The 24861-nt window shown below is 55.2% G+C and carries 28 protein-coding genes; 14 read left to right on the forward strand and 14 right to left on the reverse strand.

All coding sequences use genetic code 11. The annotated features are described in order from the left end of the window. Positions 1-108 precede the first annotated feature (108 nt). A complete protein-coding gene (locus IMQ33_RS08250; RefSeq protein ID WP_024527854.1) occupies positions 109-996 on the forward strand; it encodes a LysR family transcriptional regulator in 888 nt (295 codons plus the stop codon). A 43-nt stretch (positions 997-1039) separates the two neighbouring features. On the opposite strand, the gene fdnI is transcribed toward IMQ33_RS08250, so the two are convergent. Genes fdnI through fdnG form a run of 3 tightly spaced genes read right to left on the reverse strand, consistent with a single transcriptional unit; the run spans position 1040 to position 5621 of the window. Next, entirely contained in the window at positions 1040-1681 is a 642-nt protein-coding gene (fdnI, locus tag IMQ33_RS08255; protein ID WP_024527855.1) for a formate dehydrogenase-N subunit gamma, read from the reverse strand. Beyond that, positions 1668-2561 carry a formate dehydrogenase subunit beta gene (gene fdxH, locus IMQ33_RS08260; RefSeq protein ID WP_024527856.1) on the reverse strand — a complete coding sequence of 298 codons (894 nt, stop codon included), beginning with the start codon at positions 2559-2561 and terminating at the stop codon, positions 1668-1670. The genes fdnI and fdxH overlap by 14 nt, the downstream gene beginning before the upstream one ends. 12 nt (positions 2562-2573) lie before the next feature. Further along, positions 2574-5621, reverse strand: a complete 3048-nt coding sequence (fdnG, locus tag IMQ33_RS08265) for a formate dehydrogenase-N subunit alpha (RefSeq protein WP_196061725.1) — start codon at positions 5619-5621, stop codon at positions 2574-2576. 467 nt (positions 5622-6088) lie between these two features. Between fdnG and IMQ33_RS08270 the strand changes: the two genes are divergently transcribed. Beyond that, a complete protein-coding gene (locus tag IMQ33_RS08270; RefSeq protein ID WP_196061749.1) occupies positions 6089-6478 on the forward strand; it encodes a hypothetical protein in 390 nt (129 codons plus the stop codon). Positions 6479-6520: 42 nt separating this feature from the next. Here the strand turns inward: IMQ33_RS08270 and IMQ33_RS08275 are convergent, their stop codons facing one another. Continuing rightward, a complete protein-coding gene (locus tag IMQ33_RS08275; protein WP_196061726.1) occupies positions 6521-6904 on the reverse strand; it encodes a hypothetical protein in 384 nt (127 codons plus the stop codon). A gap of 219 nt (positions 6905-7123) precedes the next feature. On the opposite strand from IMQ33_RS08275, the gene IMQ33_RS08280 reads away from it, so the two are divergent. The 5 genes from IMQ33_RS08280 to IMQ33_RS08300 are packed head-to-tail and all read left to right on the forward strand — an operon-like array spanning position 7124 to position 10195. Then, positions 7124-7546: a PPC domain-containing DNA-binding protein gene (locus IMQ33_RS08280; protein ID WP_186529291.1), complete on the forward strand. Its 423-nt coding sequence runs from the start codon at positions 7124-7126 to the stop codon at positions 7544-7546. Positions 7547-7573: 27 nt separating this feature from the next. Then, complete coding sequence (locus IMQ33_RS08285; RefSeq protein ID WP_021807285.1) at positions 7574-8152, forward strand: ECF transporter S component; 579 nt, start codon at positions 7574-7576, stop codon at positions 8150-8152. Beyond that, complete coding sequence (locus tag IMQ33_RS08290) at positions 8152-8862, forward strand: energy-coupling factor transporter transmembrane component T (protein WP_196061727.1); 711 nt, start codon at positions 8152-8154, stop codon at positions 8860-8862. The genes IMQ33_RS08285 and IMQ33_RS08290 overlap by 1 nt, the downstream gene beginning before the upstream one ends. Then, positions 8847-9524 (forward strand): energy-coupling factor ABC transporter ATP-binding protein, encoded by a 678-nt coding sequence (locus tag IMQ33_RS08295; protein ID WP_370571871.1) that lies wholly within the window; start codon positions 8847-8849, stop codon positions 9522-9524. The genes IMQ33_RS08290 and IMQ33_RS08295 overlap by 16 nt, the downstream gene beginning before the upstream one ends. Then, positions 9518-10195, forward strand: coding sequence for an energy-coupling factor ABC transporter ATP-binding protein (locus IMQ33_RS08300; RefSeq protein WP_196061728.1), 678 nt, complete (start codon positions 9518-9520; stop codon positions 10193-10195). Before IMQ33_RS08295 ends, IMQ33_RS08300 begins: the two co-directional genes overlap by 7 nt. 180 nt (positions 10196-10375) lie before the next feature. Here IMQ33_RS08300 and IMQ33_RS08305 read toward each other — a convergent pair whose 3' ends face one another. Then, positions 10376-11239, reverse strand: coding sequence for a YicC/YloC family endoribonuclease (locus IMQ33_RS08305; RefSeq protein ID WP_021181835.1), 864 nt, complete (start codon positions 11237-11239; stop codon positions 10376-10378). Positions 11240-11365: 126 nt separating this feature from the next. On the opposite strand from IMQ33_RS08305, the gene rph reads away from it, so the two are divergent. Both rph and pyrE read left to right on the forward strand, forming a co-directional pair. Beyond that, on the forward strand, positions 11366-12082 hold the full coding sequence (rph, locus tag IMQ33_RS08310; RefSeq protein ID WP_037376445.1) for a ribonuclease PH: 717 nt from the start codon (positions 11366-11368) through the stop codon (positions 12080-12082). Between the two features lie 92 nt (positions 12083-12174). Then, positions 12175-12816 carry an orotate phosphoribosyltransferase gene (pyrE, locus tag IMQ33_RS08315; RefSeq protein WP_024482926.1) on the forward strand — a complete coding sequence of 214 codons (642 nt, stop codon included), beginning with the start codon at positions 12175-12177 and terminating at the stop codon, positions 12814-12816. Positions 12817-12850: 34 nt separating this feature from the next. Here the strand turns inward: pyrE and slmA are convergent, their stop codons facing one another. The 3 genes from slmA to coaBC form a co-directional block, all read right to left on the reverse strand. Beyond that, the gene (gene slmA / locus IMQ33_RS08320; protein ID WP_021181838.1) at positions 12851-13447 is read right to left on the reverse strand and encodes a nucleoid occlusion factor SlmA; all 597 of its coding nucleotides are present in this window, start codon (positions 13445-13447) and stop codon (positions 12851-12853) included. Positions 13448-13703: 256 nt separating this feature from the next. Further along, entirely contained in the window at positions 13704-14162 is a 459-nt protein-coding gene (gene dut, locus IMQ33_RS08325; RefSeq protein WP_039996197.1) for a dUTP diphosphatase, read from the reverse strand. Next, a complete protein-coding gene (gene coaBC, locus IMQ33_RS08330) occupies positions 14140-15357 on the reverse strand; it encodes a bifunctional phosphopantothenoylcysteine decarboxylase/phosphopantothenate--cysteine ligase CoaBC (protein ID WP_186529173.1) in 1218 nt (405 codons plus the stop codon). Before coaBC ends, dut begins: the two co-directional genes overlap by 23 nt. Before the next feature lie 183 nt (positions 15358-15540). On the opposite strand from coaBC, the gene radC reads away from it, so the two are divergent. The 4 genes from radC (at position 15541) to mutM (ending at position 17794) form a co-directional block, all read left to right on the forward strand. Next, positions 15541-16224, forward strand: a complete 684-nt coding sequence (gene radC, locus IMQ33_RS08335) for a DNA repair protein RadC (RefSeq protein ID WP_024527869.1) — start codon at positions 15541-15543, stop codon at positions 16222-16224. Between the two features lie 265 nt (positions 16225-16489). Further along, entirely contained in the window at positions 16490-16726 is a 237-nt protein-coding gene (gene rpmB, locus IMQ33_RS08340; protein WP_004931195.1) for a 50S ribosomal protein L28, read from the forward strand. An 11-nt stretch (positions 16727-16737) separates the two neighbouring features. Then, positions 16738-16905, forward strand: coding sequence for a 50S ribosomal protein L33 (gene rpmG, locus IMQ33_RS08345; protein ID WP_004392084.1), 168 nt, complete (start codon positions 16738-16740; stop codon positions 16903-16905). Positions 16906-16984: 79 nt separating this feature from the next. Beyond that, the gene (mutM, locus tag IMQ33_RS08350) at positions 16985-17794 is read left to right on the forward strand and encodes a bifunctional DNA-formamidopyrimidine glycosylase/DNA-(apurinic or apyrimidinic site) lyase (RefSeq protein ID WP_196061729.1); all 810 of its coding nucleotides are present in this window, start codon (positions 16985-16987) and stop codon (positions 17792-17794) included. On the opposite strand, the gene coaD is transcribed toward mutM, so the two are convergent. Genes coaD through waaA form a run of 3 tightly spaced genes read right to left on the reverse strand, consistent with a single transcriptional unit; the run spans position 17795 to position 20335 of the window. Beyond that, positions 17795-18280, reverse strand: coding sequence for a pantetheine-phosphate adenylyltransferase (gene coaD / locus IMQ33_RS08355; protein WP_098929413.1), 486 nt, complete (start codon positions 18278-18280; stop codon positions 17795-17797). It lies immediately after the preceding gene. 3 nt (positions 18281-18283) lie between these two features. Further along, positions 18284-19057, reverse strand: coding sequence for a glycosyltransferase family 2 protein (locus IMQ33_RS08360; protein ID WP_196061730.1), 774 nt, complete (start codon positions 19055-19057; stop codon positions 18284-18286). Further along, on the reverse strand, positions 19058-20335 hold the full coding sequence (waaA, locus tag IMQ33_RS08365; RefSeq protein WP_024527873.1) for a lipid IV(A) 3-deoxy-D-manno-octulosonic acid transferase: 1278 nt from the start codon (positions 20333-20335) through the stop codon (positions 19058-19060). Positions 20336-20458: 123 nt separating this feature from the next. On the opposite strand from waaA, the gene IMQ33_RS08370 reads away from it, so the two are divergent. Then, positions 20459-21472 (forward strand): glycosyltransferase family 9 protein, encoded by a 1014-nt coding sequence (locus IMQ33_RS08370; RefSeq protein ID WP_021807274.1) that lies wholly within the window; start codon positions 20459-20461, stop codon positions 21470-21472. Between the two features lie 32 nt (positions 21473-21504). Here IMQ33_RS08370 and IMQ33_RS08375 read toward each other — a convergent pair whose 3' ends face one another. From IMQ33_RS08375 to rfaQ, 3 genes are read right to left on the reverse strand one after another with little or no spacing between them, the layout of a single operon-like run. Then, the gene (locus tag IMQ33_RS08375) at positions 21505-22602 is read right to left on the reverse strand and encodes a glycosyltransferase (protein ID WP_196061731.1); all 1098 of its coding nucleotides are present in this window, start codon (positions 22600-22602) and stop codon (positions 21505-21507) included. Between the two features lie 3 nt (positions 22603-22605). After that, the gene (locus tag IMQ33_RS08380) at positions 22606-23733 is read right to left on the reverse strand and encodes a glycosyltransferase family 4 protein (RefSeq protein ID WP_161711613.1); all 1128 of its coding nucleotides are present in this window, start codon (positions 23731-23733) and stop codon (positions 22606-22608) included. Beyond that, the gene (rfaQ, locus tag IMQ33_RS08385) at positions 23730-24809 is read right to left on the reverse strand and encodes a putative lipopolysaccharide heptosyltransferase III (protein ID WP_024527877.1); all 1080 of its coding nucleotides are present in this window, start codon (positions 24807-24809) and stop codon (positions 23730-23732) included. Before rfaQ ends, IMQ33_RS08380 begins: the two co-directional genes overlap by 4 nt. Positions 24810-24861 lie beyond the last annotated feature (52 nt).

The raw sequence follows: 24861 nt of genomic DNA on the forward strand, positions 1-24861 counted from the left end.
GGTTTTTTCCTTACCTGAATGAGGTGAACAAAATAATGGTAAGCCCGCGAACTCATATCGTAGAGTGGATGAACGGGGGGAAATCCCCCGCGATTTTGTGGAGGAGAGATGGGGAAGATAGGTTTTTCGTTGGCGCAGATTGAAGCTTTCGCCAGCGTTTGCGAGACCGGCAATCTCACCCAGGCCGCCAAGCGGTTGGGGAAGGATCGCACTACCGTCAGTGAACTGATCGAAAATCTGGAGTTGGATCTAGGCTATTCACTGTGCGATCGCCGTACCCGCCCATTACAACTGACCGAGGCGGGACAACGCCTTTACCGGCAAGCTCGGCTGTTTTTGCAGGAGGCAGAGGCCCTTAGCTTGCTGGCCCAGCATATTCCGCAGCAGGTGCGGCAGAAACTGACGCTGTGCTATGACCCGTTTACTCCGCGCGTTTTTTTAACGGAACTGGCGATGTTTTTGGGCCAGCGCGGCATTCAGCTTGACTTGCTGATGATGGAGCGTGGCGAGGGTGAGCTGGCGTTGGCAGAGGAGGTGGCGGATATTGGCGTTTATCAGGCGATCAACCGCTCGATTGGCGAAAAATTTAAGTGGCGAGCCCTGGGGGCTATTGAGCTGGCCGCCTATGCTCGCGAGGGTTTTTTCCCCGCAGGTAGCCCGGTCACCTTGCTGTCGCTGGCATCCAGCACCCAACTTATTCCCTTTTATGACCTGCCCGAGCCGATGGCGAAGCGCCTGCAAATCGCCGATCGCATTCAGGTCGTCAATGAACCAGCGTTGCTGCAAACGTTGTTAACCGCCGGGCTGGGATGGGCATTCCTGCCAACGCATCTGAACATGCAGCACTTGCCGCAGGTAGAGCGGCTCGATACGGAATTGGGGAAACAGGGGTTGATGCACCCGATGGTGGCACTGTGGAAGCCTGGGGCCAATAGTGAATTGCTGAGCCTGATCGAAAGCATGCAGCAGATCTTTGATGGTTCAGTGGTAGCTTGAGGAGATAATCGCCCCCTCATTCGAAGGGGCGAATTTCAACGGGTTACCGCTCGTCTTTCTGCTCTTCAGCCTCGACCTTACGGTACCAGCGGGGGTGATGCTTCTTCGCCCAGCGGCGGCTGACCTTGCCTTCAATCATGCCTTTGATCGAGCCTTTCACCCAGAATGCCATATACATATGGATCAGAATGGCGTGGATCAGGACGATCGCCGACGCGGCGTGGATCAACAGCGCATAGCGGATCACCGGGATCGGGAAGTTGTGGGCGAAATAAGGGCGCCAAATGATAATGCCGGTGATCAACAGCACGAAAATCATGCTCATGATGCTCCAGAACATCATCTTCTGGCCGGCATTATATTTGCCGACGTCAGCAACCTTATGCTCATTGCCCTTCAACACTTCCACGATGCCTTTGACCCACGGCAAGTCCTCTTTCTCGGGGATGTTATGCTTCACAAAGCGGAAGAACATAAACATCAGCGCGATAAAGATCAGCACGCCAAAGAAAGGATGCAGGATACGGCCCATCTGCGGCGTACCAAAGGTCTCGGTCAGCCATTGTAGCGTTGGGAAGAACAGCGCAATGCCGGACAGCGACACCAGGAAGAAGCAGATGACTACCGTCCAGTGACAGGCCCGGTCGATAAACTTGGTGCGAACGATCATTTTACTTTTGCTCATGATGGTCCTCCTCGTCTTCATCATCCACTTCCTTGTTCGGGCCAATGCCGATGTAGTGGTAAATCAAACCGGCAAAGGTGGCGATAAAGCCTGCCACGGATAAGGGTTTGAGCACGCTTTTCCACAGCCCGATCGACAGATCGATATGCGGGTCTTTTGGCAGATTGTGGTACAGCTCGGGGTTATCGGCATGGTGCAGTACGTACATCACGTGGGTGCCGCCAACACCTTGCGGGTTATACACGCCCGCATGCTCAAAGCCGCGTTTCTTCAGCTTTTCGACCCGCTCTTGTGCCACGTCCAGCATTTCTGCCTTGGTGCCAAAGTGGATAGCACCTGTCGGGCAAGTCTTCACACAGGCCGGTTCCTGGCCCACGCTGACGCGGTCAACGCACAGGGTACATTTGTACGCCCGGTTGTCTTGCGGGTTCAGTCGTGGAATGTTGAACGGGCAGCCGCTGATGCAGTAACCACAGCCGATGCAGTGCTCGGACTGAAAATCCACGATGCCGTTGGCATATTGGATAATCGCGCCAGCAGACGGGCAGGCCTTCAGGCAACCTGGATCTGCGCAATGCATGCAGCCATCCTTGCGGATCAGCCATTCCAGCTTGCCGTTCTGCTCCACTTCCGAGAAACGCATCAGCGTCCAGGATTTGGCACTCAGATCGGCGGGATTGTCATAAACCCCGACGCAGTGGCCCACTTCATCGCGAATGTCGTTCCATTCGGAACAGGCCACCTGACAGGCCTTGCAACCAATGCAGGTGGAAACGTCAATCAGCTTGGCGACCTCAACCTTGTAGTCACGCGCTTGTGGAGGCGGTGTCAGGGTGTTGGTGGCCGAACGTTTGATAATGTCTTGGGATTGCATGGACATAAATTCGGCTCCTTACACCTTTTCCACGTTAACCAGAAACGCCTTGTATTCCGGCGTTTGCGAGTTGGCATCGCCGACAAACGGCGTCAGGGTGTTGGCCAGATAGCCTTTGCGGGCTGCCCCTTCAAAGCCCCAATGCAGTGGAATACCGATGGTGTCGACATCCTGCCCGTTAACCTTCAGGGTTTGCAGACGGCGGGTCACCACGGCTTTTGCCTTGATAAAGCCGCGTTTGCTGCTGACCTTGACGGTATCGCCTTGCTCAATCCCTTTTTCCTTCGCCAGACGTTCACTGATTTCCACGAACTGTTCCGGCTGCATGATCGCGTTAAGGCGCGCGTGCTTGGTCCAGGTGTGGAAATGCTCGGTCAGACGATAGGTGGTACCGACGTAAGGGAACTCGGATTTGTCACCCATGCGCTTGGCGTCGGACGGATAGAGACGGGCTGCCGGGTTGGAGATCACGTTTGGATGCAGTGGGTTGGTGCCCAACGGCGTTTCAAACGGCTCGTAGTGTTCCGGGAACGGCCCTTCGGCCATTTTGTCGAGCGCAAACAGCCTGCCAAGCCCTTCCGGTTGCATGATGAACGGCCCAACGCCGCTGCCCGGGGCGGCGGTGTTGTAGTCTGGAATATCATTCCCGACCCATTTGGTTCCGTTCCATTCAATCAGCATGCGTTGCGGATCCCACGGTTTACCCATTGGGTCGGCAGAGGCGCGGTTGTAGATAATGCGACGGTTCAGCGGCCATGCCCAGGCCCAGCCCAGCGTGTTGCCCAAACCTGACGGATCGCTGTTATCACGGTTGGCCATCTGGTTACCCTTGCTGGTCCAACTGCCGGTATAGATCCAGCAGGCTGAAGCCGTGCTGCCGTCATCGCGCAGCATCGCGAAGGAGTCCAGCAACTGGCCCTTTTTCACCAGCAGATTGCCGTTGGCGTCATACAGATCTTCCAGCGCGTAGCCGTTGCTGTCTTTGGCTACTTCCTCGGATTCAGGGTGATCTGGCCGTTCATAGTGCCAGCCCATCTTCAGTAACGGTTCGACACCTTTGCCGCCTTCACTGCCATACATCTGGCGCAGGCGATGGTACAGACCGGCCAGGATCTCGCCGTCGGTAATCGCTTCACCAGGGGCATCGCCGCCTTTCCAGTGCCATTGCAGCCAGCGGCCGGAGTTGGCGATCGAGCCGTCTTCTTCGGCAAAGCAGGTCGATGGCAGCCGGAACACTTCGGTTTGGATCGATGCGGTATCGACATCGTTCATCTCGCCGTGGTTTTGCCAGAAATTGGAGGTTTCCGTGACCAACGGGTCGATGATCACCAGATACTTCAGCTTGGCCAGCGAGGCGACCACCTGATTCTTGTCCGGGAAGGAGGCGACCGGGTTAAAGCCCTGGCAGATATAGCCGTTGACCTTATTCTGATCCATCATCTGGAAGTACTTCATGACGTCGTAGGACTGATCCCACTTCGGCAACCAATCAAAGCCCCAGTTATTCTCTTTCTGGGCAGCGTCGCCGTAGAAGCTCTTCATCAGGCTGACGAAGAATTTGGGGTAATTGTTCCAATAGTTAACCTGGCCAGGCAAGGTGGCCTTTGGCGTATTGGCGGCTAAATAGGTCGCCAGATCGGTCTGTTTATCCGAAGGTAGCGTCAGGTAGCCCGGCAGGCTGGTGGACAGCAGGCCAATGTCGGTCAATCCCTGAATGTTGGAGTGACCGCGCAGGGCGTTGATGCCACCACCCGCCATGCCCATGTTGCCGAGCAACAACTGGATCATCGCCATGGTGCGGATGTTCTGCGCGCCGACCGTGTGCTGGGTCCAGCCCAGGGCGTACAGGAAGGTGGTGGTTCGGTCTGCTGCGCTGGTGGAAGCCAGGACTTCACACACTTTCAGGAAATCTTCCTTCGGGGTGCCGCAGATGTTTTCCACCACTTCTGGCGTGTAGCGGCTAACGTGTGCTTTCAGCAGGTTCCAGACGCAACGCGGATGCTGGAGCGTATCATCACGCAAGGCATAGCCATCTTCACCAAACTGGTAGTTCCAGGTGGTTTTGTCGTACTGACGTTTGTTTTCGTCATAACCGCTGAACAACCCGTCTTCAAACGTAAAGTCATCCCGGACCAACAGGTTGGCGTTGGTGTAATGCTTGACGTATTCAGCGTTGATCTTGTTGTTGGAAATCAGGTACAGCAACACGCCCGACAGGAAGGTAATGTCGGTGCCGGAGCGGATCGGCGCGTAGATATCGGCGACCGAAGCGGTACGGGTAAAGCGGGGATCGACGACGATTAACGTGGCGTCGTTGTTGTTTTTGGCTTCCATCGCCCAGCGGAATCCCACCGGATGCGCTTCAGCGGCGTTGCCGCCCATCACCATCACAACGTTGGCGTTTTTGATATCAACCCAGTGGTTGGTCATCGCACCGCGACCAAATGTTGGAGCAAGACTTGCTACCGTTGGTCCGTGTCAGACACGCGCTTGGTTATCAACTGCCAGCATGCCCAGCGATCGGACAAACTTTTGTGTCAGCATGCCGGTTTCGTTACTGGCCGCAGAGGCGCATAACATCCCGGTGGAGAGCCAACGGTTTACCGTCACGCCAGCGGCGTTGGTGGCTTCGAAGTTGGCATCCCGGTCATTTTTCATCAGCCTGGCAATGCGGTCAAAGGCCTCATTCCAACTGATACGCTGCCATTTATCTGAACCCGGCGCGCGATACTCAGGGTAACGCAGGCGGCTATCGCTGTGGATATAGTCCAGCAGGCCGGCGCCTTTCGGGCACAGTGCCCCGCGGTTTACCGGGTGGTCCGCGTCGCCTTCGATATGGAAAATCGTCGATTTGGCATTTTTTGCCCCATCGCCCAGGCTATACATCAATAAACCGCAGCCTACGGAACAGTAGGTACAGGTGTTGCGGGTTTCTTTGGCGCGCAATAATTTGTAGTTGCGCGTTTCCGCTAACGCAGCCTTTGGCGCGAAGCCTAATGCTGCCACCGTGGTCCCAGCCATCCCGCCAGCGCAGATTTTAAAAAACTGTCTGCGATTGACGTCCATTGCTTTCCCTAATGCTTATCAGTGGTTTTTTAGTCATGGCAAACTAACAGTAATAACCCAAGCGTTATTGAGGGAAATCAACATAAGGGAGAGTTAGCGGGAAAATACTCCTTAATAAGTAGCCAGCGGTGCGGGGAGTAATCCTTAATTTACCGCCATCAGCTGAAATTCGGTAAGTGGTTAATTTAAATTATTAATTTCAAGTGAAAACTATCTGTGAATATTGTAGACAAACCTGTTTCACTGATTGCCGGGAGAATTATCGACGACATTTACTTATCCATTTCCGAATGGGTATGGTTTTTAAGTGGTTATTTTCTTGCAAGAAATAGAGTTAATTTGGAATTTGCTTCGCAAAGTTAATACGCGATCCGATCGAATCGTTGAATAGTTCGTTTTGCAAGCAACAATAGGTGGGGAACTAGCCGCGAGAATGACGGATAGATTTTTTAAGGACGGAAATCATGATGCAGACCTACCTGACGTTGCGTGCGTTGGCGAGGGGGATTAACCCAGAAACGGGGGAGTTTTTGAATCACACCTCGCTGGTTCATTCCCCAGAGACGATCCGGATGCTGTTTGCCCTGGCGGATGAGTTTTACGCCGAGCGAGAACGGGTGAAAAAGGCAAAGTTATCGCCCGAGGAGCGGCGGCAGAAAAATATTGCCGAGGGTAGGCCCGCTAACTTCAATTTCCCCTGGTCGGAAGACGACAGGAAGCTATTGGAGGAAGGCTACAGCGGTGGCAAAACGATAGAGGCGTTAAGCGTGGAGCTTGGGCGTTCACTGCGCGGCATTGCGGTTCAGCTTGAAAAGATGGAGCTGATCACCGAAGAGCAGGCCGCCGCCTATAGCTGACCGGGTTAAGCCTCCCTTCTGGAGGCCACTTGTCCGCTAGCTTCAATCTACCGGCGAGGTGGGTAGGCGAACGATGTCCTGATTGTCGTTACCCATCCAATAGACGCCTTCTTTTGCCCAGAAGGGGCCTTCGACAAAGTCGAGCAGGTCGGAATACTCTTCGTAGAGCTGCTTGCCGTTTTTGTCATAAACCCGCATGTAGCCGGAGTAATGCCCTCCATCGCCAGGCATGGTGAAACGCGGTATAAACTCGAAGGTTTTATAATAGCGCACCACATACTGCTGGTTAGGGCTCCACTCTTCGTATCGCAGTGTCCCTTGTTTCCACCACAGGTAGCTGCCAACAATGGCCGCCACCAAGATCGCCAGCGCTGCCCAGCGCTTACGCTCGCGTACCAGAGTTTCCTGGCTTTTTATTTTTGGCATCAGTGTCAGACCCATTCCAATTTAGCTTTTGACCAGCATACCAGCTCCGCCGCTTTTACTGACCTATGTCACATACATCGGCCGTATCAATCTCTATCATGCTGCATAACGTCCGAGGTTCGGAGTTATTTGGAGTCACAACCCTCATGCAGCATCCTACCTTCCTGACGCCATTTCCCTATTTTCCGTATCACCAAACCCACTGGGGTAAAGGATCTTATCGTGGAGACATCAACGCCGTCTACGGCACGGTTTTATGCCTTGCGTCTGTTACCGCAACAAGACTTGCTGGCTGCACTACGTGATTTTATCCGGCAGCAGGAATTGCTTGCGGCCTGGATCAGCGGTTGCGTCGGTAGCTTGAGCGACGTGGCTTTGCGTTATGCCGGGGGCGAAGACACCACGTTATTGAGCGGAAAATTTGAAGTGGTCTCACTGATTGGCACGTTGGAGGCCGGAGGCGAGCATCTGCATCTGGCGGTGGCCGATGAGCATGGCCATATGACTGGCGGCCATGTAATGGCGGGCTGCACCGTGCGCACCACGCTCGAATTGGTGATTGGGGAATTGAACGATGTCGTATTTAACCGACAACCTTGCGCGCTTTCGGGCTATGACGAATTAAACGTCGAGCAACGCTAATTTTCCTACTAGTTGAGTGAGGTTGTTATGGCACGTAATGGGTTATCGAGTCAGACGTTGGTGTTGATGGTGATTTCAATAGCTATCAACATGATCGGCGGGCAGTTGGTATCGATGTTGAAGCTGCCTATTTTTCTCGATTCTATCGGTACCTTGCTGAGTGCAATCCTCGCCGGGCCGATTATCGGCATGTTGACCGGTTTATTGACCAACCTGATCTGGGGCCTGCTCACTGGCCCGATAGCGGCGGCATTCGCTCCGGTGGCGATGGTGATTGGTTTGGTGGCTGGCCTATTGGCGAGTATCGGCTGGTTCAGGACATTACCGAAAGTGATCTTAAGCGGAGTGGTGATCACCTTGGCCGTAACGATAGTTGCCGTGCCGATCCGTACCTATCTCTTCGCTGGGGTCACTGGCAGTGGTGCAGACTTCTTTGTCGCCTATGTGCATTCGATGGGCAGCAACCTGATCGAATCCGTCGCAATGACCGTGCTGGGGATTAACCTGATAGATAAAGTGCTGGTTGCCATCATCGTCTGGCTATTGGTGCGTAATATGTCGCAGCGAACCCTGCGTAATTTCCCTGCAATGGCCGCCGTGCGTTAATGCACCCGTTTACCTCGCTGGCTCTTTGGGTGGTGCTGGGTACCAGCAGCTTGCTGATGCCGTTTGGTTATCCGTTGCTAGCCTATAGCCTGGTGAGCTTTCTGTTGCTGATCCTGATGAAAAGTACAAGGCATCGTTGGCACTATGTGGCGTGGATCATGTTACCCATGGCGGGTGGATTATGGTTGGTGCATAGCGGTTGGCTGGCGTGGTGGCTACGGGGTGAGGCGCGTGATGATAGCGAAATGCTCAACGCTGCCGCGCTCTGGCTACGCTTGTTGGCGTTGCTAAGTTTTGGGCAAATCTGGCTGCAATACGTGCCGCCACAGCGTGTTATTCGCGCTCTGTTTGCCAGCCGTTTGCCGCTCGGGCTGGCCTACCTGTTTGCTGGGCCGTTGCTGGTTGCCGAACAGCTGCGCGCGCAACTGGCCGCGATTTACCAGGCACAGCTGGCGCGAGGCGTACCGCTAGACGGTTATTGGTATCAACGGTTGCGCTACATTCCGGCATTGGTTATCCCGTTAACCCACAGTGCGTTGAATGATTTGACCGCGCGCAGCACGGCGCTGGATATGCGCGCTTTTCGGCTGCATCCCAGACGCACAACGCTGTGGGCACCGAGCGACAGCCCGCTGCAACGTAGCGTGCGCTATGGCTTGCTGTTGGTGGCGGCATTGGAAATAGGAGCCTGGCTGTGGTTGTGGCACTGAATGCGCTGAGCTTTATTCCTCAAGGTAGTATCTGGCAGTTGGAAAACATCGATCTACATTGCGAGGTTCCAGGTTTATATGGCATTAGCGGTGGGAATGGCAGCGGAAAAACCACGCTTGCCCAACTGCTGGCAGGCTGTTTCCCCGATTTTTTACCCGGCACATTACAGGGGCTAGGACAGGTCCTCGGTGATGAAATAGGTTCGCGCCCGCTGGTTGAAATGGCGCAGCAGGTGCAGCTCATTCAACAGGCACCCCAGTTGCAACTCTCCGGCTGTACCTTCACGGTCGAAGAGGAGATCGCCTTCGGGCCGGAGAATCTGTGCCTGGATGAAGCCGAGATCATGGCGCGTATCGAACAGGCGCTGACGTTCACCGATTGCCACGCTTTACGCCATCGTCACCCGGCCACGCTCTCTGGCGGCGAAGCGCAGCGAGTGGTGCTGGCCTGTGCATTAGCGATGTGCCCTAGGTTGTTATTACTGGATGAAGCCTTTAGCCGTCTGACCCCCGATGCTACCACCAAGCTGTTACAACAGCTGGCCACTTACGCTAACCAGCAGCAGTGCGTGATTTTGCTGTTTGAACGGTCGCTCACCAAGGTTGCTGCTTATTGCCTGCAAACCTGGGCACTGGAGCAAGGCAGGCTTTCATTATGCTAACGATTGAATCGCTGAAATATCAGTGGCCAGGCGTGAGCGAACCCGTCATTAACGGTTTGGATCTCACCATTGAGGCAGGGGAATGGGTGGCCCTGATCGGGGATAACGGCGCCGGGAAATCCACGTTATTACGCCTGATGGCCGGGTTGCTAAAACCGACCGGCGGCAAGGTTCTCTTACAGGGGCGAAATATTGCCACCCTTAAAGCGGCACAGCGTGCGCCGTTGCTGGGAGTATTATTTCAGGAAGCGGAACGGCAGATATTTCGCAACCGGGTACGCGATGAGATCGCCTTTGGCTTACGCCATCAGGGCATGCGTGGCGAGATTCTGGAGCAGCGAGTTGCCCAAACGCTGACGCTTTGTGAGCTAACGGATGTAGCGGATGCCCATCCATTGGATTTACATGCCGGGCAGCGGCGTATGGTAGCCGTTGCTAGTCTCGCTGCCGTTGCGCCGCCTCTGCTGCTGTTGGACGAACCCAGCCGTGACTTTGATAACTATTGGTTGGGGGTATTTACCCGCTGGTTAGCGGTTTGCCGTTCGCAAGGCACCACCGTGCTGGCCATCAGCCATGATTATGCTTTTGTTGAAACGTACTTTCCGCGTGTGATCCGTTTGGCCGATGGGGTTATTGCGGAGGATGGTGATGCGGCGCGGGTATTGGGCTAGCCTTCAACTCCATCATCGTTTTCTCTCATTCTTGACGCATATCGAGTGATGATTTTTCCTGGTTTTTTCTTACCGTATCAACGGCTGCCTGCGCATATTTGGACATAGGAACACCTCGATTGGTGATATTAAAAAGCCCGCGGTTATGCGGGCTCTCTGTTCAATGATGACGCTTAAAACTTACTCGATATTCTGAATTTGCTCGCGCATCTGCTCAATCAGTACCTTCAGCTCAATGGCTGAGGTAGTCACTTCGGCATTGATCGACTTGGACGCCAGCGTATTCGATTCGCGGTTGAATTCCTGCATCATAAAGTCGAGGCGACGGCCAACGGCTTCTTTCTTCTTCAGGATGTTGTGCGTCTCTTTGACGTGCGCTTCCAGGCGATCCAGCTCTTCGGCGACGTCGATACGCTGTGCCATCAGCACCAGCTCCTGCTCCAGGCGAGTGTTTTCCAACTGCACCTGGGCTTCTTCCAGCTTGCTGACCAAACGTTCGCGCTGCCATTGCAGGATATTAGGCATCTGGGCGCGTACTTTGATCACTTCGGCGCTCACGCCGTCGAGGCGTTGCTCGATCAGGGCTTTCAGCGCGGTGCCTTCGCTTTCGCGTGCCACGATGAAATCATCCAGTGCGCCTTCCAGCGCCTGCATCAGTTCGTTGCTGATGAGGTCCAGATCCTGTTCCTGAGCGGACATCACGCCCGGCCAGCGCAGGACGTCGATTGGATCGATTTCCCCTTCGTCGCTCTGCATTTTGACCCAGTTGGCGGCTTCAACCAGCTGCTTGGCCAGTTTTTCGTTCAGGATCATCGAGCTTTGCGCGCTTGGGTCGAGCTCAAAGCGCAGGTTGCACTCCACTTTGCCGCGCGTCAGGCGGCCACGGATACGCTCGCGGATCACTGGCTCAAGGCTGCGGAACTGCTCAGGCAGGCGGATGTAGGTTTCTAAATAGCGTTGGTTAACGGAACGCAGCTCCCAAGCTGCGCTGCCCCATTCACCCTTGATTTCACGCCGGGCGTAGGCGGTCATGCTGCGGATCATTGTGCGTACCCGTAAATAGGAAAAGATGGAACGATTATAGCGTTGCACCTGCGGGCAGGATAGGCATAACGTCACGAAGCCCGTATAATGCGCAGCCAAACGTTAATAAGAAGCCGGAGAGAGCCCATGCGTCCTGCAGGCAGAGCACCACAACAAGTTCGCCCCCTGACACTGACCCGTCACTACACGAAACACGCTGAAGGTTCAGTGCTGGTTGAGTTTGGCGATACCAAAGTTTTGTGCACCGCCACGGTAGAAGAGGGCGTTCCGCGCTTTTTGAAAGGCCAGGGGCAAGGGTGGATCACCGCAGAATACGGCATGTTGCCGCGTTCGACCCACAGCCGTAATGCCCGCGAAGCGGCCAAAGGCAAGCAGGGTGGCCGTACGTTGGAGATCCAGCGCCTGATCGCTCGTTCACTGCGTGCCGCGGTGGATCTGAAAAAGCTCGGTGAGTTCACCATCACTCTGGACTGCGATGTGCTGCAAGCCGATGGCGGTACCCGTACCGCTTCTATCTCCGGAGCCTGTGTGGCACTGGCCGATGCGCTGAATGCGCTGGTTGCCGCCGGTAAACTGAAAGCCAACCCGATGAAGGGGCTGGTGGCGGCGGTTTCTGTCGGCATCGTTGGCGGCGAAGCGCTGTGCGATCTGGAGTATGTGGAAGATTCCGCCGCAGAAACCGATATGAACGTGGTGATGATGGAGGATGGCCGCATGATCGAGGTGCAAGGCACCGCCGAGGGTGAGCCGTTCAGCCACGATGAGCTACTGGCGCTACTGGCGCTGGCCCGAGGGGGCATCGAAACCATCTTCCAGGCGCAGAAAGCGGCGCTGGCAGACTGATTTTTAAAGGCGACCAAGCAGTCGCCTTTTTTATGCCCGGAAATCGGGCTGCAATAGAACTAAAGTTACCGACCAAATTAGGAGAAGCAGTAATGAAAGCCTACCAGCGCCAGTTTATCGAGTTTGCGCTCCGCAAGCAGGTATTGAAATTCGGCGAGTTCACCCTGAAATCCGGCCGTACCAGCCCCTATTTCTTCAATGCCGGCCTGTTTAATACCGGGCGTGATCTGGCGCTGTTAGGGCGTTTTTATGCCGAAGCGCTGGTGGATTCCGGCATCGAGTTCGATCTGCTGTTTGGCCCAGCCTACAAAGGTATCCCGATCGCGACCACCACCGCAGTGGCATTGGCAGAACATCACAATCTCGATGTGCCTTATTGCTTCAACCGTAAGGAAGCCAAGGAACATGGCGAAGGCGGCACGCTGGTAGGCAGCCCGTTGCAGGGCCGCGTGATGCTGGTGGATGATGTGATCACCGCCGGGACGGCCATCCGCGAATCGATGGAAATTATCAGTGCCCATAACGCCAGCCTGGCTGGTGTGCTGATTTCTCTCGATCGTCAGGAGCGTGGCCGTGCCGACATTTCTGCGATCCAGGAAGTGGAGCGTGATTATCACTGCAAAGTGATCTCGATTATTACGCTCAAGGAGCTGATTGCTTATCTGGAAGAGCAGCCGGAAATGGCCGAAAGCCTGGTGGCAGTGCGAGCCTATCGCGAGCAGTACGGGGTTTAAAATAATAGCGCCGGGTTGAACCCGGCGATATTTGTTACTGTAGTTGTGCCGCTAATAGCGGCCAGCGGGCATCGAAATCCTGCGTTGGGCGGTAGCGGAATTCAGAGCGAATATAGCGCGACAGCATCCCTTCACAGAAGGCCAGGATCTGGCTGGCCAGCAAGGTCTCATCGACGATAAAGCCCTTTCCTTCCCGGAGCTTACGCTCCTTCAACACCTGACGCAGTTGCGCTTCAATACGCTCGAACAACTGGTTGATCCTGCCCTGAAGGCGATCTTGCTCAAACATCAGCGCGTGGCCTGTCATGATCCTGGTCAGGCCTGGGTTGCGCTCTGCAAACCCCAGTACCAACAACACAATAAGGCGTAGGCGGTTGAACGTCTCTTTTTCATCCTGCAAGATCAGGTTGATGCGCGTTATCAGGCTATCTTCAATAAACTCGATCAGGCTATCAAACATCCGCGTCTTGCTGGGGAAATGCCGATAAAGGGCAGCCTCAGAGACACCAACGTTTGCGGCAAGCTTGGCTGTGGTAATGCGCTGGCTGCCGTCGCTGGATTCCAGCATCTGGGCTAACGCCTGCAATATCTCCTCACGCCGATTCCTTTTGGTATTTTCTTTTTCTGCCATGTTTGATTAGACCCTTGCTAAAACGGCTTATCCCCTCAATCTCTTCGGGTATAGATTTGCGAAAACCCGCGCACCGGCCGTTGCAGAGTAAACTCTGTGCGGCTTATAAGATCGCTGTTGTACGGTGTAATGGCTAACAGGTCTTTCAGACCCTTATTCTCCGTGCGTTACTCTCAATTGCCAGACCAACCGTGCCACATTGCAGCGGCGCGGTTGCAGGCGCCATCCCTGTAAATCGTACGGTTACGGGCAGGTTCTATTGGCGACCAGAGTGGCCAAAACCACCGGTACCCCGTTCGCTGCTATCGAACTCTTCCACCAGATTAAACTCGGCTTGCACTACCGGCACAAATACCATCTGCGCGATGCGTTCACCCGGCTCGATAGTGAAGGATTTCTGGCCACGGTTCCATACGGACACCATCAGCTGGCCCTGATAATCGGAATCGATCAGGCCAACCAGGTTACCCAGCACTACGCCGTGTTTATGGCCCAGACCGGAGCGCGGCAGGATCACTGCAGCAAGACCGGTATCGGCGATGTGGATAGCCAGGCCGGTAGGCAGCAGGGTGGTTTCGCCTGGTGCCAACTCAACCGCGCTGTCCAGACAGGCGCGCAGATCAAGCCCGGCAGAGCCTGGGGTGGCATAGGTTGGCAATGGGAAATCTTGACCGATACGTGGGTCAAGGATCTTAACGTCGATTTTTTTCATCATAACGGCTGACTATCTCGTCTAGTAAACGTTGGCCAAGGAGTGCCTTGTCGCTATGCGGCAGGCGCTTGTCTCCATCCTGCCAAAAAAGATGCAGGGCATTGGTATCACTGTTAAAACCGTGCTCTGCAAGCGATACATCGTTAGCGCAGATTAAATCCAGTTTTTTACGCAGTAGTTTTTGTCGCGCATATTCTTCCACATTCTGGGTTTCAGCCGCAAACCCGACGACAAAGGGACGATTTTTGCTCATTGCGGCAACGCCCGCGACAATATCCGGATTCTTGATCATCTTGAGGATGATTTCATCACCCTGCTTTTTGATTTTCTCATCGGCAATCTGTTCTGCCCGGTAATCCGCCACGGCGGCGCAGGAGATAAAGATGTTCTGCTGCGCGGCGTGCTGTTGTACCGCTTGCTCCATTTCCAGCGCGCTGACGACATCCACACGGGTTACCCAAGGCGGTGTAGGCAGGCTGACCGGCCCGGCGACCAACGTGACTTGCGCACCGCGAGCGGCGGCGGCCTTGGCGATAGCAAAACCCATCTTGCCGGAGCTGTGGTTGCTGACGAAACGCACCGGATCCAGTGCCTCACGGGTGGGGCCCGCGGTGATCATAATCTTTAAATGTTGCAGATCCTGCGGCGCAGAGAAATGAGCGTTAGCCCGTTCCACTATCGCCAACGGATCCAGCATGCGGCCAGGCCCGATATCACCACAGGCCTGGCTCCCGCTGTCTGGCCCCCACAGCAGCACACCACGCCCTTGTAGGGTCTGTAGATTGGCCTGAGTAGCGGCAGCGCGGTACATCTGTTGGTTCATGGCCGGTGCTGCCGCGATCGGGGCATCGGTAGCCAGGCAGACCGTGGTCAGCAAATCGTTGGCCATGCCGGCGGCAACGCGGGCCAGCAGATCGGCGGTGGCCGGGGCCAGGATCACCAGATCGGCCCATTTGCCCAATTCAATATGGCCCATGGCGGCTTCTGCTGCGGGATCCAGCAGATCGTCGAAAACCGGATAGCCGGAAACGGCCTGCAGCGTCAGTGGGGTAATGAAGGCTTTGGCAGCGCTGGTCATCACCACTCTTACCTCGGCGCCTCTGTCGCGCAGGCGGCGCACCAGCTCAGGGCATTTGTAAGCGGCAATACCGCCACTGATGCCAAGCACAATATGTTTGCCGGAAAGTCCCGTCATCATGATTGTCCGATTGAAATCCGAAAGAGGCGAACATTTTAGCATAACCGCCGCCAGGTGGAGCGATTCTGCTGTGTATGCAGCCAGTTACATGCGGGTTTTCGTAACACTTCGCAATATTATCAATCACCTGTCGCACGATGAAATTCCCCGTGACATGCTGCTGTAGCAGGCAGGGAGGTGGCAATGAGCAATCAGGATATGTCGTTATGGCCTGGGGCTTTGGCACCCAGGGAAAAATTGATGCGTGATGGCGCAGCGGCGCTCTCCGATAGGGAGCTGTTGGCAATTTTCTTGCGAACCGGGCTACCTGGGGTTCACGTCTCACAGCGGGCCGAACAGTTGCTGACGCACTTTGGTTCGCTGTATCACCTGGTTTCGGCGGACTACGAACAATTTCATAGTCAGAAAGGGTTGGGGATTGCCACCTATGCGCAGCTGCAGGCAATTTCCGAATTAGCCTTCCGGCTGTTTTCCGGCCCCCATTTGTTGGAAAACGCGCTGCTGAACCCGAAAATTACCCAGCATTACCTGCACAGTTTGCTGGCTCACCATGAGCGAGAGGTGTTTTTAGTGTTGTTTTTAGACAATCAGCACCGGGTTATTCGCCATCAGGAGATGTTTGCTGGTACCATCAACAGCGTCGTTGTCCACCCAAGAGAAATTGTGCGTGCGGCGTTGAAGGCTAATGCAGCAGCCCTCATTCTGGCGCATAATCACCCTTCGGGTAAGGCTGAACCCAGTCACGCCGACCGTTTGATAACCGAGCAAGTGGTTAATGCTTGCCGATTATTGGAGATCCGAGTGCTCGATCATTTGGTGATAGGCCGGGGTGAATGCGTCTCTTTTGCCGAGCGCGGATGGCTATAAGCAACTTTTTCGCGATCCTTGAGGGATCTTTAGCTGTTCGGGACTTGAGCACTTACGCTTCAGAGCGTATACTACGCCACCTTTGAGAATCTTGGGTTTGGCGTTAAGAGCCTATCTCAGCAGGTTTCCAACCTGATGTGAGGTTTCTGACCTGATGACGAGAGTCTCCTCAGTATGAAGTTTGCTGAGATGGGCTCTAAAAGCCTGACGAGGCGGCCATACCCTATACGAAGCTCGAGCTGATTTGATTTTTGGAGAATAAGACATGTCACGAGTCTGCCAAGTTACTGGCAAGCGCCCGGTGAGCGGTAACAACCGTTCCCACGCAATGAACGCGACCAAACGCCGTTTTCTGCCTAACCTGCACTCACACCGTTTTTGGGTTGAGGCTGAGAAGCGCTTTGTAACTCTGCGTGTATCTGCTAAAGGTATGCGTGTTATCGATAAGAAGGGTATTGAGACGGTCTTGGCCGATCTGCGTGCCCGTGGTGAGAAGTATTAAGGAACTGCATCATGGCTAAAGGTGTTCGCGAGAAGATCAAGCTGGTTTCTTCTGCTGGTACTGGTCACTTCTATACCACCACGAAGAACAAGCGTACTAAGCCGGAAAAATTGGAACTGAAGAAATTCGATCCAGTTGTCCGTCAACACGTGATCTACAAAGAAGCTAAAATTAAATAATTTTAGTGGATTAATGAAAACCCGGCCTAGGCCGGGTTTTTTCATTTTATAGGGGTAGCAAACGGAGAGGGAGCCAGTCATGCCTGAATTACCAGAAGTCGAAACCAGCCGCCGCGGTATTGAGCCTTATCTTGTTGGCCACAACATCCAGTACGCGGTGGTGCGTAACGCTCGCCTGCGTTGGCCGGTCTCCGAGCAGATCCTGGCGCTGAGCGATCGGCCGGTACGCAGCGTACAGCGCCGTGCCAAGTATTTGCTGATCGAGTTGGACCATGGCTGGATTATCGTACATCTGGGGATGTCTGGCAGCTTACGTATGCTGGCAGAGGAAACCGAGCCAGGTAAGCATGACCACGTCGATCTGGTGATGAGCAACGGTTTTATCCTGCGCTACACCGACCCGCGCCGCTTTGGTGCCTGGCTGTGGTGTGACGATCTGGCCGCCAGCAACGTATTGGCTCATCTTGGCCCGGAACCGCTGGGTGAAGAGTTCAATGGCACCTACCTGTACGAAAAATCCCGTAACAAGCGCACGCTGATCAAGCCTTGGTTGATGGATAACAAGCTGGTGGTTGGCGTGGGGAATATCTATGCCAGCGAATCGCTGTTTACCGCCGGGATCCTGCCGGATCGTCAGGCGGGATCCTTGAGCAAGGCTCAGGCGGATCTGCTGGCCGAAACCATCAAGGCGGTGCTGCTGCGTTCAATTGAACAAGGGGGAACAACGCTGCGTGACTTCCTGCAGTCGGATGGTAAGCCGGGGTATTTTGCGCAGGAACTGCAGGTCTATGGCCGGGCAGGTGAACCCTGCCGCGCCTGTGGCACACCGATCGAGAGCGCCAAACACGGGCAGCGCAGCACCTTCTTCTGCCGCCGCTGCCAGCACTGATTACTGCGCGGCGAGCTTTTCCATCAGCGCTTTGGTGACGACATCCGGCAAGAATGGTGCGATGTCGCCGCCATGACGTGCCACTTCCTTTACCAAGGAAGAAGAGATAAATGACCACTGCTCGGAAGGCATCAGAAACACGCTTTCCAACGTTGGCATCAGATGGCGGTTCATGTTCGCCAGCTGCAATTCATATTCAAAGTCGGACACCGCCCGCAGGCCGCGTATCAGAATATTGGCGTTCTGATGGGCGGCGAAGTGCGCCATCAACTCGCTGAACCCCAACACCTCGACGTTATCCAGATGAGAGGTCACCTGCGTGGCCAGGGCAACGCGTTCTTCCAGCGAAAACAGCGGTTTTTTGCTTGAGCTGGCGGCAATGGCCAGGATCACGTGATCAAACATCAGTGAGGCTCGGGTGACCAGATCCAGATGGCCGTTGGTCAGTGGATCGAAGGTACCTGGGTAGATGGCTTTGCTGCTCATGGTTCACTTCTCTGAATAGTTGCGGCCCAATGCCCACAGTGCGGCATATTTATTGAAGGTATATTGCGCGTTGACCACGGCTAACAGCAAGCCCTGTTTGCCGTCGAGGAAACCGGCCCGCAGCAGCCAGGTTTTGCAGAACGCCCCTAGCGTGTGGGTGAGGATCGACAGATAACCGCAGCGCTTACCGGCCTGGTGGCGTTGGATTGCCCACTGCTCGGCGTAATGCAGCTGTTTGCGCTGGAAGGCAAAAAAGTCACGGCAGGTCAGGTGTAGCAGATCGCCTTGCAGCGGTACGACTTTTGCGCCGCCGGTGTTGAGGGATTCATGGACCAGATCGTCGTTATAGCAATAGCGCTGATTGGCATACAGCCGGTTGACCCGATCGGGATACCAGCCGCTGTGGCGCATAAAGCGGCCAAGAAACAGGTTACGGCGGCCCAGGCTGTAGACGACGTTATCGTCGGCGTTGGCTAAAACCTGCTCGATGGAGTGGCGCAATTCTGGCGTGACGCGCTCGTCGGCGTCGATCATCAGCACGTAATCCTGAGTGGCGTAGCTTTGTGCCTTCTGTCGTTGCTTGCCGAAGCCTTGCCAGTCGGTATGGGTAAACACCTTGGCACCCAGACTTTCCGCCAAAGCGACAGAGCCGTCGCTACTGCCGGAGTCGAGCACGATGATTTCATCAGCCCAGGCGACCGATTGCAGGCATTCGCTTAGCAACTCGGCTTCGTTTTTGGCGATCATCACTACCGACAGGCTGTTACGGTGGCTCATTCAGTGGCTCCGTGGCGGCAGGTGTGGCTCCAACAGCTGCAGCAGGCGTTGCAACGCACCCTGGTTCTGATACAACACTTCAACCGCGTGGCGGCCGTAATAGCGGCGATAATCTTCATCGGTCAGCAGCGTTTCTATCTCTTTCACCAAGGAATCGACATCGCTGATGGTGATCATCCCGCCCGCTTCGGAGAGTTTGGCGCAGATATCTTTGAAGTTGAACGTATGTGGGCCCATCAGCACCGGAATGGCATGGGCGGCTGCTTCCAGGGGGTTATGCCCCCCGCGCTCAACCAGGCTGCCACCGACGAAGGCCAGATCGGCAATGCCGTACAGCAGCATCAGTTCACCCATGGTATCGCCAATCACGACCTGCGTGCTGCTGGAAGGGATTTCGCCGCTGCTGCGGGTGGTGTAGCTGAAGCCCGCTTTTTGCGTCAGTTCTTTGGCGGTTGGGAAGCGTTCTGGGTGGCGCGGTACCAGGATAAGTAATAGGTCGGGGTGTTTTTCCAGCAACCGGCGGTGGGCTTCCAGCAGAATGGTTTCTTCACCTTCGTGAGTGCTGGTGGCGATCCATACCGGGCGGCGTGGTGCCCATTGGCGGCGTAGCGTAACGGCTCTGGCCGCCAGCTCTGGCGTTACGGAGATATCGAACTTCAGGCTGCCGGTGACGGTCAGCTGAGAACGCTTCAGGCCCAGTTCGATAAAGCGCTCGCCGTCTTCCTGATTTTGCGCAGCGATCAGGGTAATGCGGCGCAGGATATCACGGATAAAACCACCGATTTTCTTGTAGCCAGCCGCTGAGCGGGCGGAAAGGCGCGCGTTGGCAATCACCAGCGGAATTTGGCGCTGATGCAGGGCGTTAATCAGGTTGGGCCACAGCTCGGTTTCCATGATGATCACCAACTTGGGATCCACCTGGTCGAGGAAACGGCGCATCGAACCTGGCAGATCGTAAGGCAGGTAGACATGATGCACATCTTTACCGAAAGCGGACTGCACCCGTTCGGAACCCGTTGGCGTCATTGTGGTCACAGTAATCGGCAAGTAAGGGTAACGATGGCGCAGGGCGCGAACCAGAGGGATCGCCGCCAGGGTTTCGCCAACAGAAACGGAATGCAGCATAATGCCGCCCGATACTACTTTCCCGGCGCAGAAACCATAGCGTTCCGCCCAGCGTTTACGGTAGGCTGGTGCTTTGCGGCTGCGCAGCAGTAAGCGGAGCCAGATCAGGGGTTGGATAAGGTAGAGTAGTACCTGATATAAACGGAGCAGCATTCTATCAATTTCATTTATATGGGTTATCCAGAATAGTACCATAACCGGAAGGGAAAGGCGCTAACTTGGTGGCTCGGTGTCAGGTTGGGACAACAGGCGAGAGATGTCGCCGATAGGTTTGTAATGAAGAATATTTTAATTATCCGCCGCGACAATATTGGCGATCTCGTGTGCACTACCCCGCTGATTGAAGGGGTGAAAACCGCTTACCCTGACGCCAACCTCTATCTGCTTATCAATAAAGTCAGCCAGGATGTGGTGAAAAATAACCCGCATCTCACCAAGGTGTTTGTTTATAAGAAGGCCAAACACAAGGCCAAGAATGAGACCACTCTTGGGGTATATTTTGAACGGCTGATGATATTTTTACAGCTGAGAAAAATTAAGTTTGATGCAGCTATTCTGGCTAATCCGGTGCCGTGCAAATATAGTCTGCGTCTGGCAAAAATGGCCGGGGTTAAAAATATTATCGGCGCAGATCTTGGTACCAGTGAAATTCATCACCCTTTCCGCGCGGCGGATTTTCACGGCAAGCATCAGGTGGAACACACGTTCAGCTACCTGTCTGCCATCACCGACCGCTCCATTGCCATTCCTCCGGTGAAGGTCTTCCTCACTGCGGAAGAACAGCAGCAAGCGCAGCAACGTTTACACAGCCTGCTGCCCCCGGTTGAGCGGGTGTTTGCCGTGCACATCAGCAGCCGCAGCCCGAAACGGCGGTGGCCCATTGAGCGCTATGCAGAAATCATCAACCGCCTGATTGCCGATCCTACCACCGGCGTGCTGATCTTCTGGTCCCCGCAGGGGACGCTGACGCCTGATGATATCGGCGATCAAAAGCGGGCGGAACAACTGTTGGCTGGGTGCCAGAATGAAAGGGTAGCACTTTACCCAACGGCCTCGGTACGCGAACTGTTGGCCGGTTTCGAGTTATGCGACAGGGTGCTGTGCAGCGACGGTGGCCAGATGCATCTGGCCGCGGCATTGAATAAAAGCATGGTGGTCTTCTTTGGCGATACGGATAAAGAGTCTTGGCATCCGTGGAGCGGGCAATATCGGATCCTGCAAACCGAATCGGGTGATTGCGTCGATGTTACCGTCGATGAGGTGTGGCAAGAAATACAGGCCTTGAATTAATTAACAACCAGGCAGGGTAAACCTGCCTGGACTTATTTCTTTAACGCCAGATACTGTTGGCAAATAGGCTCTAGGCCATAACTCAGCAGTTGCTGGTGATTAATGACCGGCGGCTGAGCATAAATCTCTGCCATTTTCTCCGCCAGTGAGGCTTCATTTAATTCCGCCAGAGCACGGGTCAACCCCGCCTTTTCCAGAATTTCCTCAGGCCCGCCAGGGCAGCGGGTGCTGACGACCGGCGTGTCGCACAGCAAGGCTTCAACCAGCACGTTACCGAACCCTTCACTGTCTGAACTGAGCACCAGCATCGCGGCGTGTTTGATCAGGGGATAGGGATTGGCCTGAAAACCGAGGAACAGCACGCGATCGCTAATGTTTAACTCTGTGGCAAGGCGTTTGGTCTCGTTGATTTGCGCTTCATTGCCAGCACCCACCAGTGCCAAAGGTGCCTGGATACCAGACAGTGCGTAGGCTTTCAGCAAGCGGTCGTGGCGTTTATGTGGATGAAAACGGCCCACGTGGACCAGATAGTCTTTGCCTGCCAGTTTACAAGGCTCTGCCGCCTGCTGTTCGATGGCGGCGATATCGAACGGGTTGTTGATCACCGCCAGCTGGTTAGGAGTAATCCCCAGATTTTGCTGGAGATCGTTGCCTACCGCCTGCGAGACGGCAACGATATTCTGCCGCTGGTAGACGCCCGCGACCTTGCGGCGTTTCAGCCAGCGATCGAGGCCGGTACGGTGGCCGAGGTAGGAGGTGGACAGAATGCCGTGAATGCAGAACCACAGCCGAGTGCTGTCCAGCACTTTGCTATGACTGACGATACGATCGGTCTTATGCAGGTTGGAGAACACCAGGTCGTAACGGCCGTGCTGCTGCTCGTTGGAGGTAACCGCGCGATCCAACATCGCGGCGCGGCGTGCCAGCTCGGTCAGCTTACGCCAAGGCGATCGACAGTTGTCGCTGAGCACCTGATAATCAATGCCGGTGGGGATCGGGTAGTTGCAGACGTCCCGCAATGAGATCAGGCTGACATCATGCCCCAACTGCTGCATGCCCTGGCACAGGGTCAGTACCACCTTTTCTGCTCCGCCGCCCGGCAGGCCGTCGATAATCATCAGAATACGCATAAGTTAGTCCAGCAGTCGGTTATACAACGAGATGAGCTGTTCTGAGAGGTGTGCTGGCGTGGCAGACATGATACGCAGCCGCGCGGCCTCTCCCATGCTCGAACCCAAGGCTTGCCGTGGCAGTGCAACGATAGCCTCGGTGAGGGCGCTGACGTCCAATGCATCGCAGACGAAGCCGTTTTGCCCTGGAGTGATGAACTCAGCGCCACCGCAGGTGGTGCTGGTGATCACCGGCAGCCCGCATGACATGGCTTCCAATATCACGTTAGGGAACGGGTCGTACAACGTTGGTAGCAACAGGGCGTCGGCGGCCTGATAGAACGGCAACGTCTGTTTCTGCACGCCCATGAAGCGCACCCGGTCATCACAACCCAGCTTTTGTGCCAGTGAACGGTAACGCTTTTCAGCTTTATCCTTGCCCACCACCAGTAGGTAGCTGTCGGTGGCGGCTACGGCGCGAATTGCGGCTGCCAATCCTTTACGTTCAAAGCCTGAACCGACAAAGATCAGGCAGTGCGCCTGCTGTGGCAGCTGATATTGCGCCCGCAACTGCTGCCGCTGTTGCTCGTTCGCCGGTAAAAACTTCTGATTGTCGATGGCATTGTAGATCACCGTGATTTTATCGGCAGGCACGCCGAAATCGGCGATGATTTCCCGTTTGATCATCTCGGCATTGCAAATCACCGCTTTCAGCTCTGGCGCGGCATACATGGCGCGTTCGGCACACATCACATAGCGGTGATAGCGGTTGGAGAACAGCCATTTGCGCCGCCACTCCGGCAACAGGCGTGCCCGTTGCAGCAGCCAGCGGCGATGGACGCCGTCACCGGCGCGATAGATATCACAGCCAGGGATGCGTTCATGGCTTTGCACCAGATCGAAGCTCTCTTTCTGCCACAGGGCCCGAGCTGCTTCGGCAAAGCCGCGTTCGCGGCTGATGCGCCCGAACTTCATCGGGTTGCACAGGTGGATGTGCCAGTTCGGATTGACGTCCCCCTGCCACTCGCGGGTGATGACGTTCAGATCCAGATCTTGTTGTTCCAGCGCCTCCAGGGCACGGGAAACGAAACGTTCTGCCCCGCCGTCCGGGCGGTATTTTTGGCGGACAATCGCCAGGCGAAATGCTTTCATGCAAGCGTGCTCCGCGCGGCTGCAATCACCACGTCTGTAGGAATAAGGTCCAGGTAGCGCTCATCGGTGCCGGTATTGATGGCATCCGGGTCCGGCAGGCTGCCGTAGTCCCCGGCCCAAATGACCTGACCGATAACTTGCCAGGGGCGCCAGAATACCAGCTTGGATGGCCCGAACAGCGCTACGCAGGGCGTCTGTAATGCCGCCGCCATATGCATGGGGACAGAGTCCACCCCGATAAACAGTTTGGCATGGTCGATCAACGCCGCCAGCTGACGCAGGGTCAACTGCCCGGCCAGAGAAACCACCCCTTGCTGTGGGCACTGTTTCAGTATTTGCGCCACCATGTCCTGCTCTTTGGCATCTGGCCCCGAGGTGATCACCAACTGGTGCCCTTCGGCCTGCAATGCGCTGATGGTGGCCGCCATTTTTTCTTCGCTCCAGCATTTAAAGAACCAGCGCGAAGTGGGTTGTACCACGATATAGCTTCCGGTGACGCCATTTTGTTGCAAAAGCTGGTGGCTGGCCTGCCAATCTTGTGGGCTGTAGCTCATGGTGACCTGCTGATTTTGCTCAGGTAAACCCAGAGGTTGCAGCAGAGAGAGGTTTTGTTCAACGGTGTGCAGATGCTCGTGCCCGGCTACCGGCACCAACTGAGTGTGGCAATAGCGCCACAGAAAACCACGGCGCTTGGGGAAATCGAACCCCAGACGAATGCGCGCACCGGTGAGGCGAGTAATCAACGCGCTGCGCCACTGGTCGGCCAGGTTGACCACCAGATCGTAGCGTTGTGCCTGCAACTGACGGATCAGATGCAGTTCGTGGCCCAAGTGTGCCTTGGTGCCCTGTTTTTTCCACTGGCGATCGATGACAAAGATTTGCGACAGCGCCGGGTTGCTCGCCAACATCTCCTGCGTTTCTTTGTACAGCAGGATGTCGATCTGAGCATCGGGATAGTTCTGCCGCAGCGTATTGATGACCGGAGTGGTCAGCAGCATATCGCCATGATGGCGCAGCTTGACGATCAGAATACGCTGTATGGGCGTGGCAGAAACAGGGGCTGGCGCGTCGTTCATAGTCAGTCGCTTTCAGGGAAACCAATCTTTGATTCTAAATGACCCGATTGCA

It is taken from the genome of Serratia sp. Res13-Sevr-LER1-36-b (assembly GCF_015673035.1).
In the GTDB taxonomy this organism is placed as follows: Bacteria; Pseudomonadota; Gammaproteobacteria; order Enterobacterales; family Enterobacteriaceae; genus Chania; species Chania fonticola_C.

Coding starts and splice junctions, on each gene's coding strand:
- IMQ33_RS08250 (WP_024527854.1), top strand. CDS start 109: ATGGGGAAGATAGGTTTTTCGTTGGCGCAGATTGAAGCTTTCGCCAGC.
- fdnI (WP_024527855.1), bottom strand. CDS start 1,681: ATGAGCAAAAGTAAAATGATCGTTCGCACCAAGTTTATCGACCGGGCC.
- fdxH (WP_024527856.1), bottom strand. CDS start 2,561: ATGTCCATGCAATCCCAAGACATTATCAAACGTTCGGCCACCAACACC.
- IMQ33_RS08270 (WP_196061749.1), top strand. CDS start 6,089: ATGCAGACCTACCTGACGTTGCGTGCGTTGGCGAGGGGGATTAACCCA.
- IMQ33_RS08275 (WP_196061726.1), bottom strand. CDS start 6,904: ATGCCAAAAATAAAAAGCCAGGAAACTCTGGTACGCGAGCGTAAGCGC.
- IMQ33_RS08285 (WP_021807285.1), top strand. CDS start 7,574: ATGGCACGTAATGGGTTATCGAGTCAGACGTTGGTGTTGATGGTGATT.
- IMQ33_RS08290 (WP_196061727.1), top strand. CDS start 8,152: ATGCACCCGTTTACCTCGCTGGCTCTTTGGGTGGTGCTGGGTACCAGC.
- IMQ33_RS08300 (WP_196061728.1), top strand. CDS start 9,518: ATGCTAACGATTGAATCGCTGAAATATCAGTGGCCAGGCGTGAGCGAA.
- IMQ33_RS08305 (WP_021181835.1), bottom strand. CDS start 11,239: ATGATCCGCAGCATGACCGCCTACGCCCGGCGTGAAATCAAGGGTGAA.
- rph (WP_037376445.1), top strand. CDS start 11,366: ATGCGTCCTGCAGGCAGAGCACCACAACAAGTTCGCCCCCTGACACTG.
- pyrE (WP_024482926.1), top strand. CDS start 12,175: ATGAAAGCCTACCAGCGCCAGTTTATCGAGTTTGCGCTCCGCAAGCAG.
- slmA (WP_021181838.1), bottom strand. CDS start 13,447: ATGGCAGAAAAAGAAAATACCAAAAGGAATCGGCGTGAGGAGATATTG.
- dut (WP_039996197.1), bottom strand. CDS start 14,162: ATGATGAAAAAAATCGACGTTAAGATCCTTGACCCACGTATCGGTCAA.
- coaBC (WP_186529173.1), bottom strand. CDS start 15,357: ATGATGACGGGACTTTCCGGCAAACATATTGTGCTTGGCATCAGTGGC.
- radC (WP_024527869.1), top strand. CDS start 15,541: ATGAGCAATCAGGATATGTCGTTATGGCCTGGGGCTTTGGCACCCAGG.
- rpmB (WP_004931195.1), top strand. CDS start 16,490: ATGTCACGAGTCTGCCAAGTTACTGGCAAGCGCCCGGTGAGCGGTAAC.
- rpmG (WP_004392084.1), top strand. CDS start 16,738: ATGGCTAAAGGTGTTCGCGAGAAGATCAAGCTGGTTTCTTCTGCTGGT.
- mutM (WP_196061729.1), top strand. CDS start 16,985: ATGCCTGAATTACCAGAAGTCGAAACCAGCCGCCGCGGTATTGAGCCT.
- coaD (WP_098929413.1), bottom strand. CDS start 18,280: ATGAGCAGCAAAGCCATCTACCCAGGTACCTTCGATCCACTGACCAAC.
- IMQ33_RS08360 (WP_196061730.1), bottom strand. CDS start 19,057: ATGAGCCACCGTAACAGCCTGTCGGTAGTGATGATCGCCAAAAACGAA.
- waaA (WP_024527873.1), bottom strand. CDS start 20,335: ATGCTGCTCCGTTTATATCAGGTACTACTCTACCTTATCCAACCCCTG.
- IMQ33_RS08370 (WP_021807274.1), top strand. CDS start 20,459: ATGAAGAATATTTTAATTATCCGCCGCGACAATATTGGCGATCTCGTG.
- IMQ33_RS08375 (WP_196061731.1), bottom strand. CDS start 22,602: ATGCGTATTCTGATGATTATCGACGGCCTGCCGGGCGGCGGAGCAGAA.
- IMQ33_RS08380 (WP_161711613.1), bottom strand. CDS start 23,733: ATGAAAGCATTTCGCCTGGCGATTGTCCGCCAAAAATACCGCCCGGAC.
- rfaQ (WP_024527877.1), bottom strand. CDS start 24,809: ATGAACGACGCGCCAGCCCCTGTTTCTGCCACGCCCATACAGCGTATT.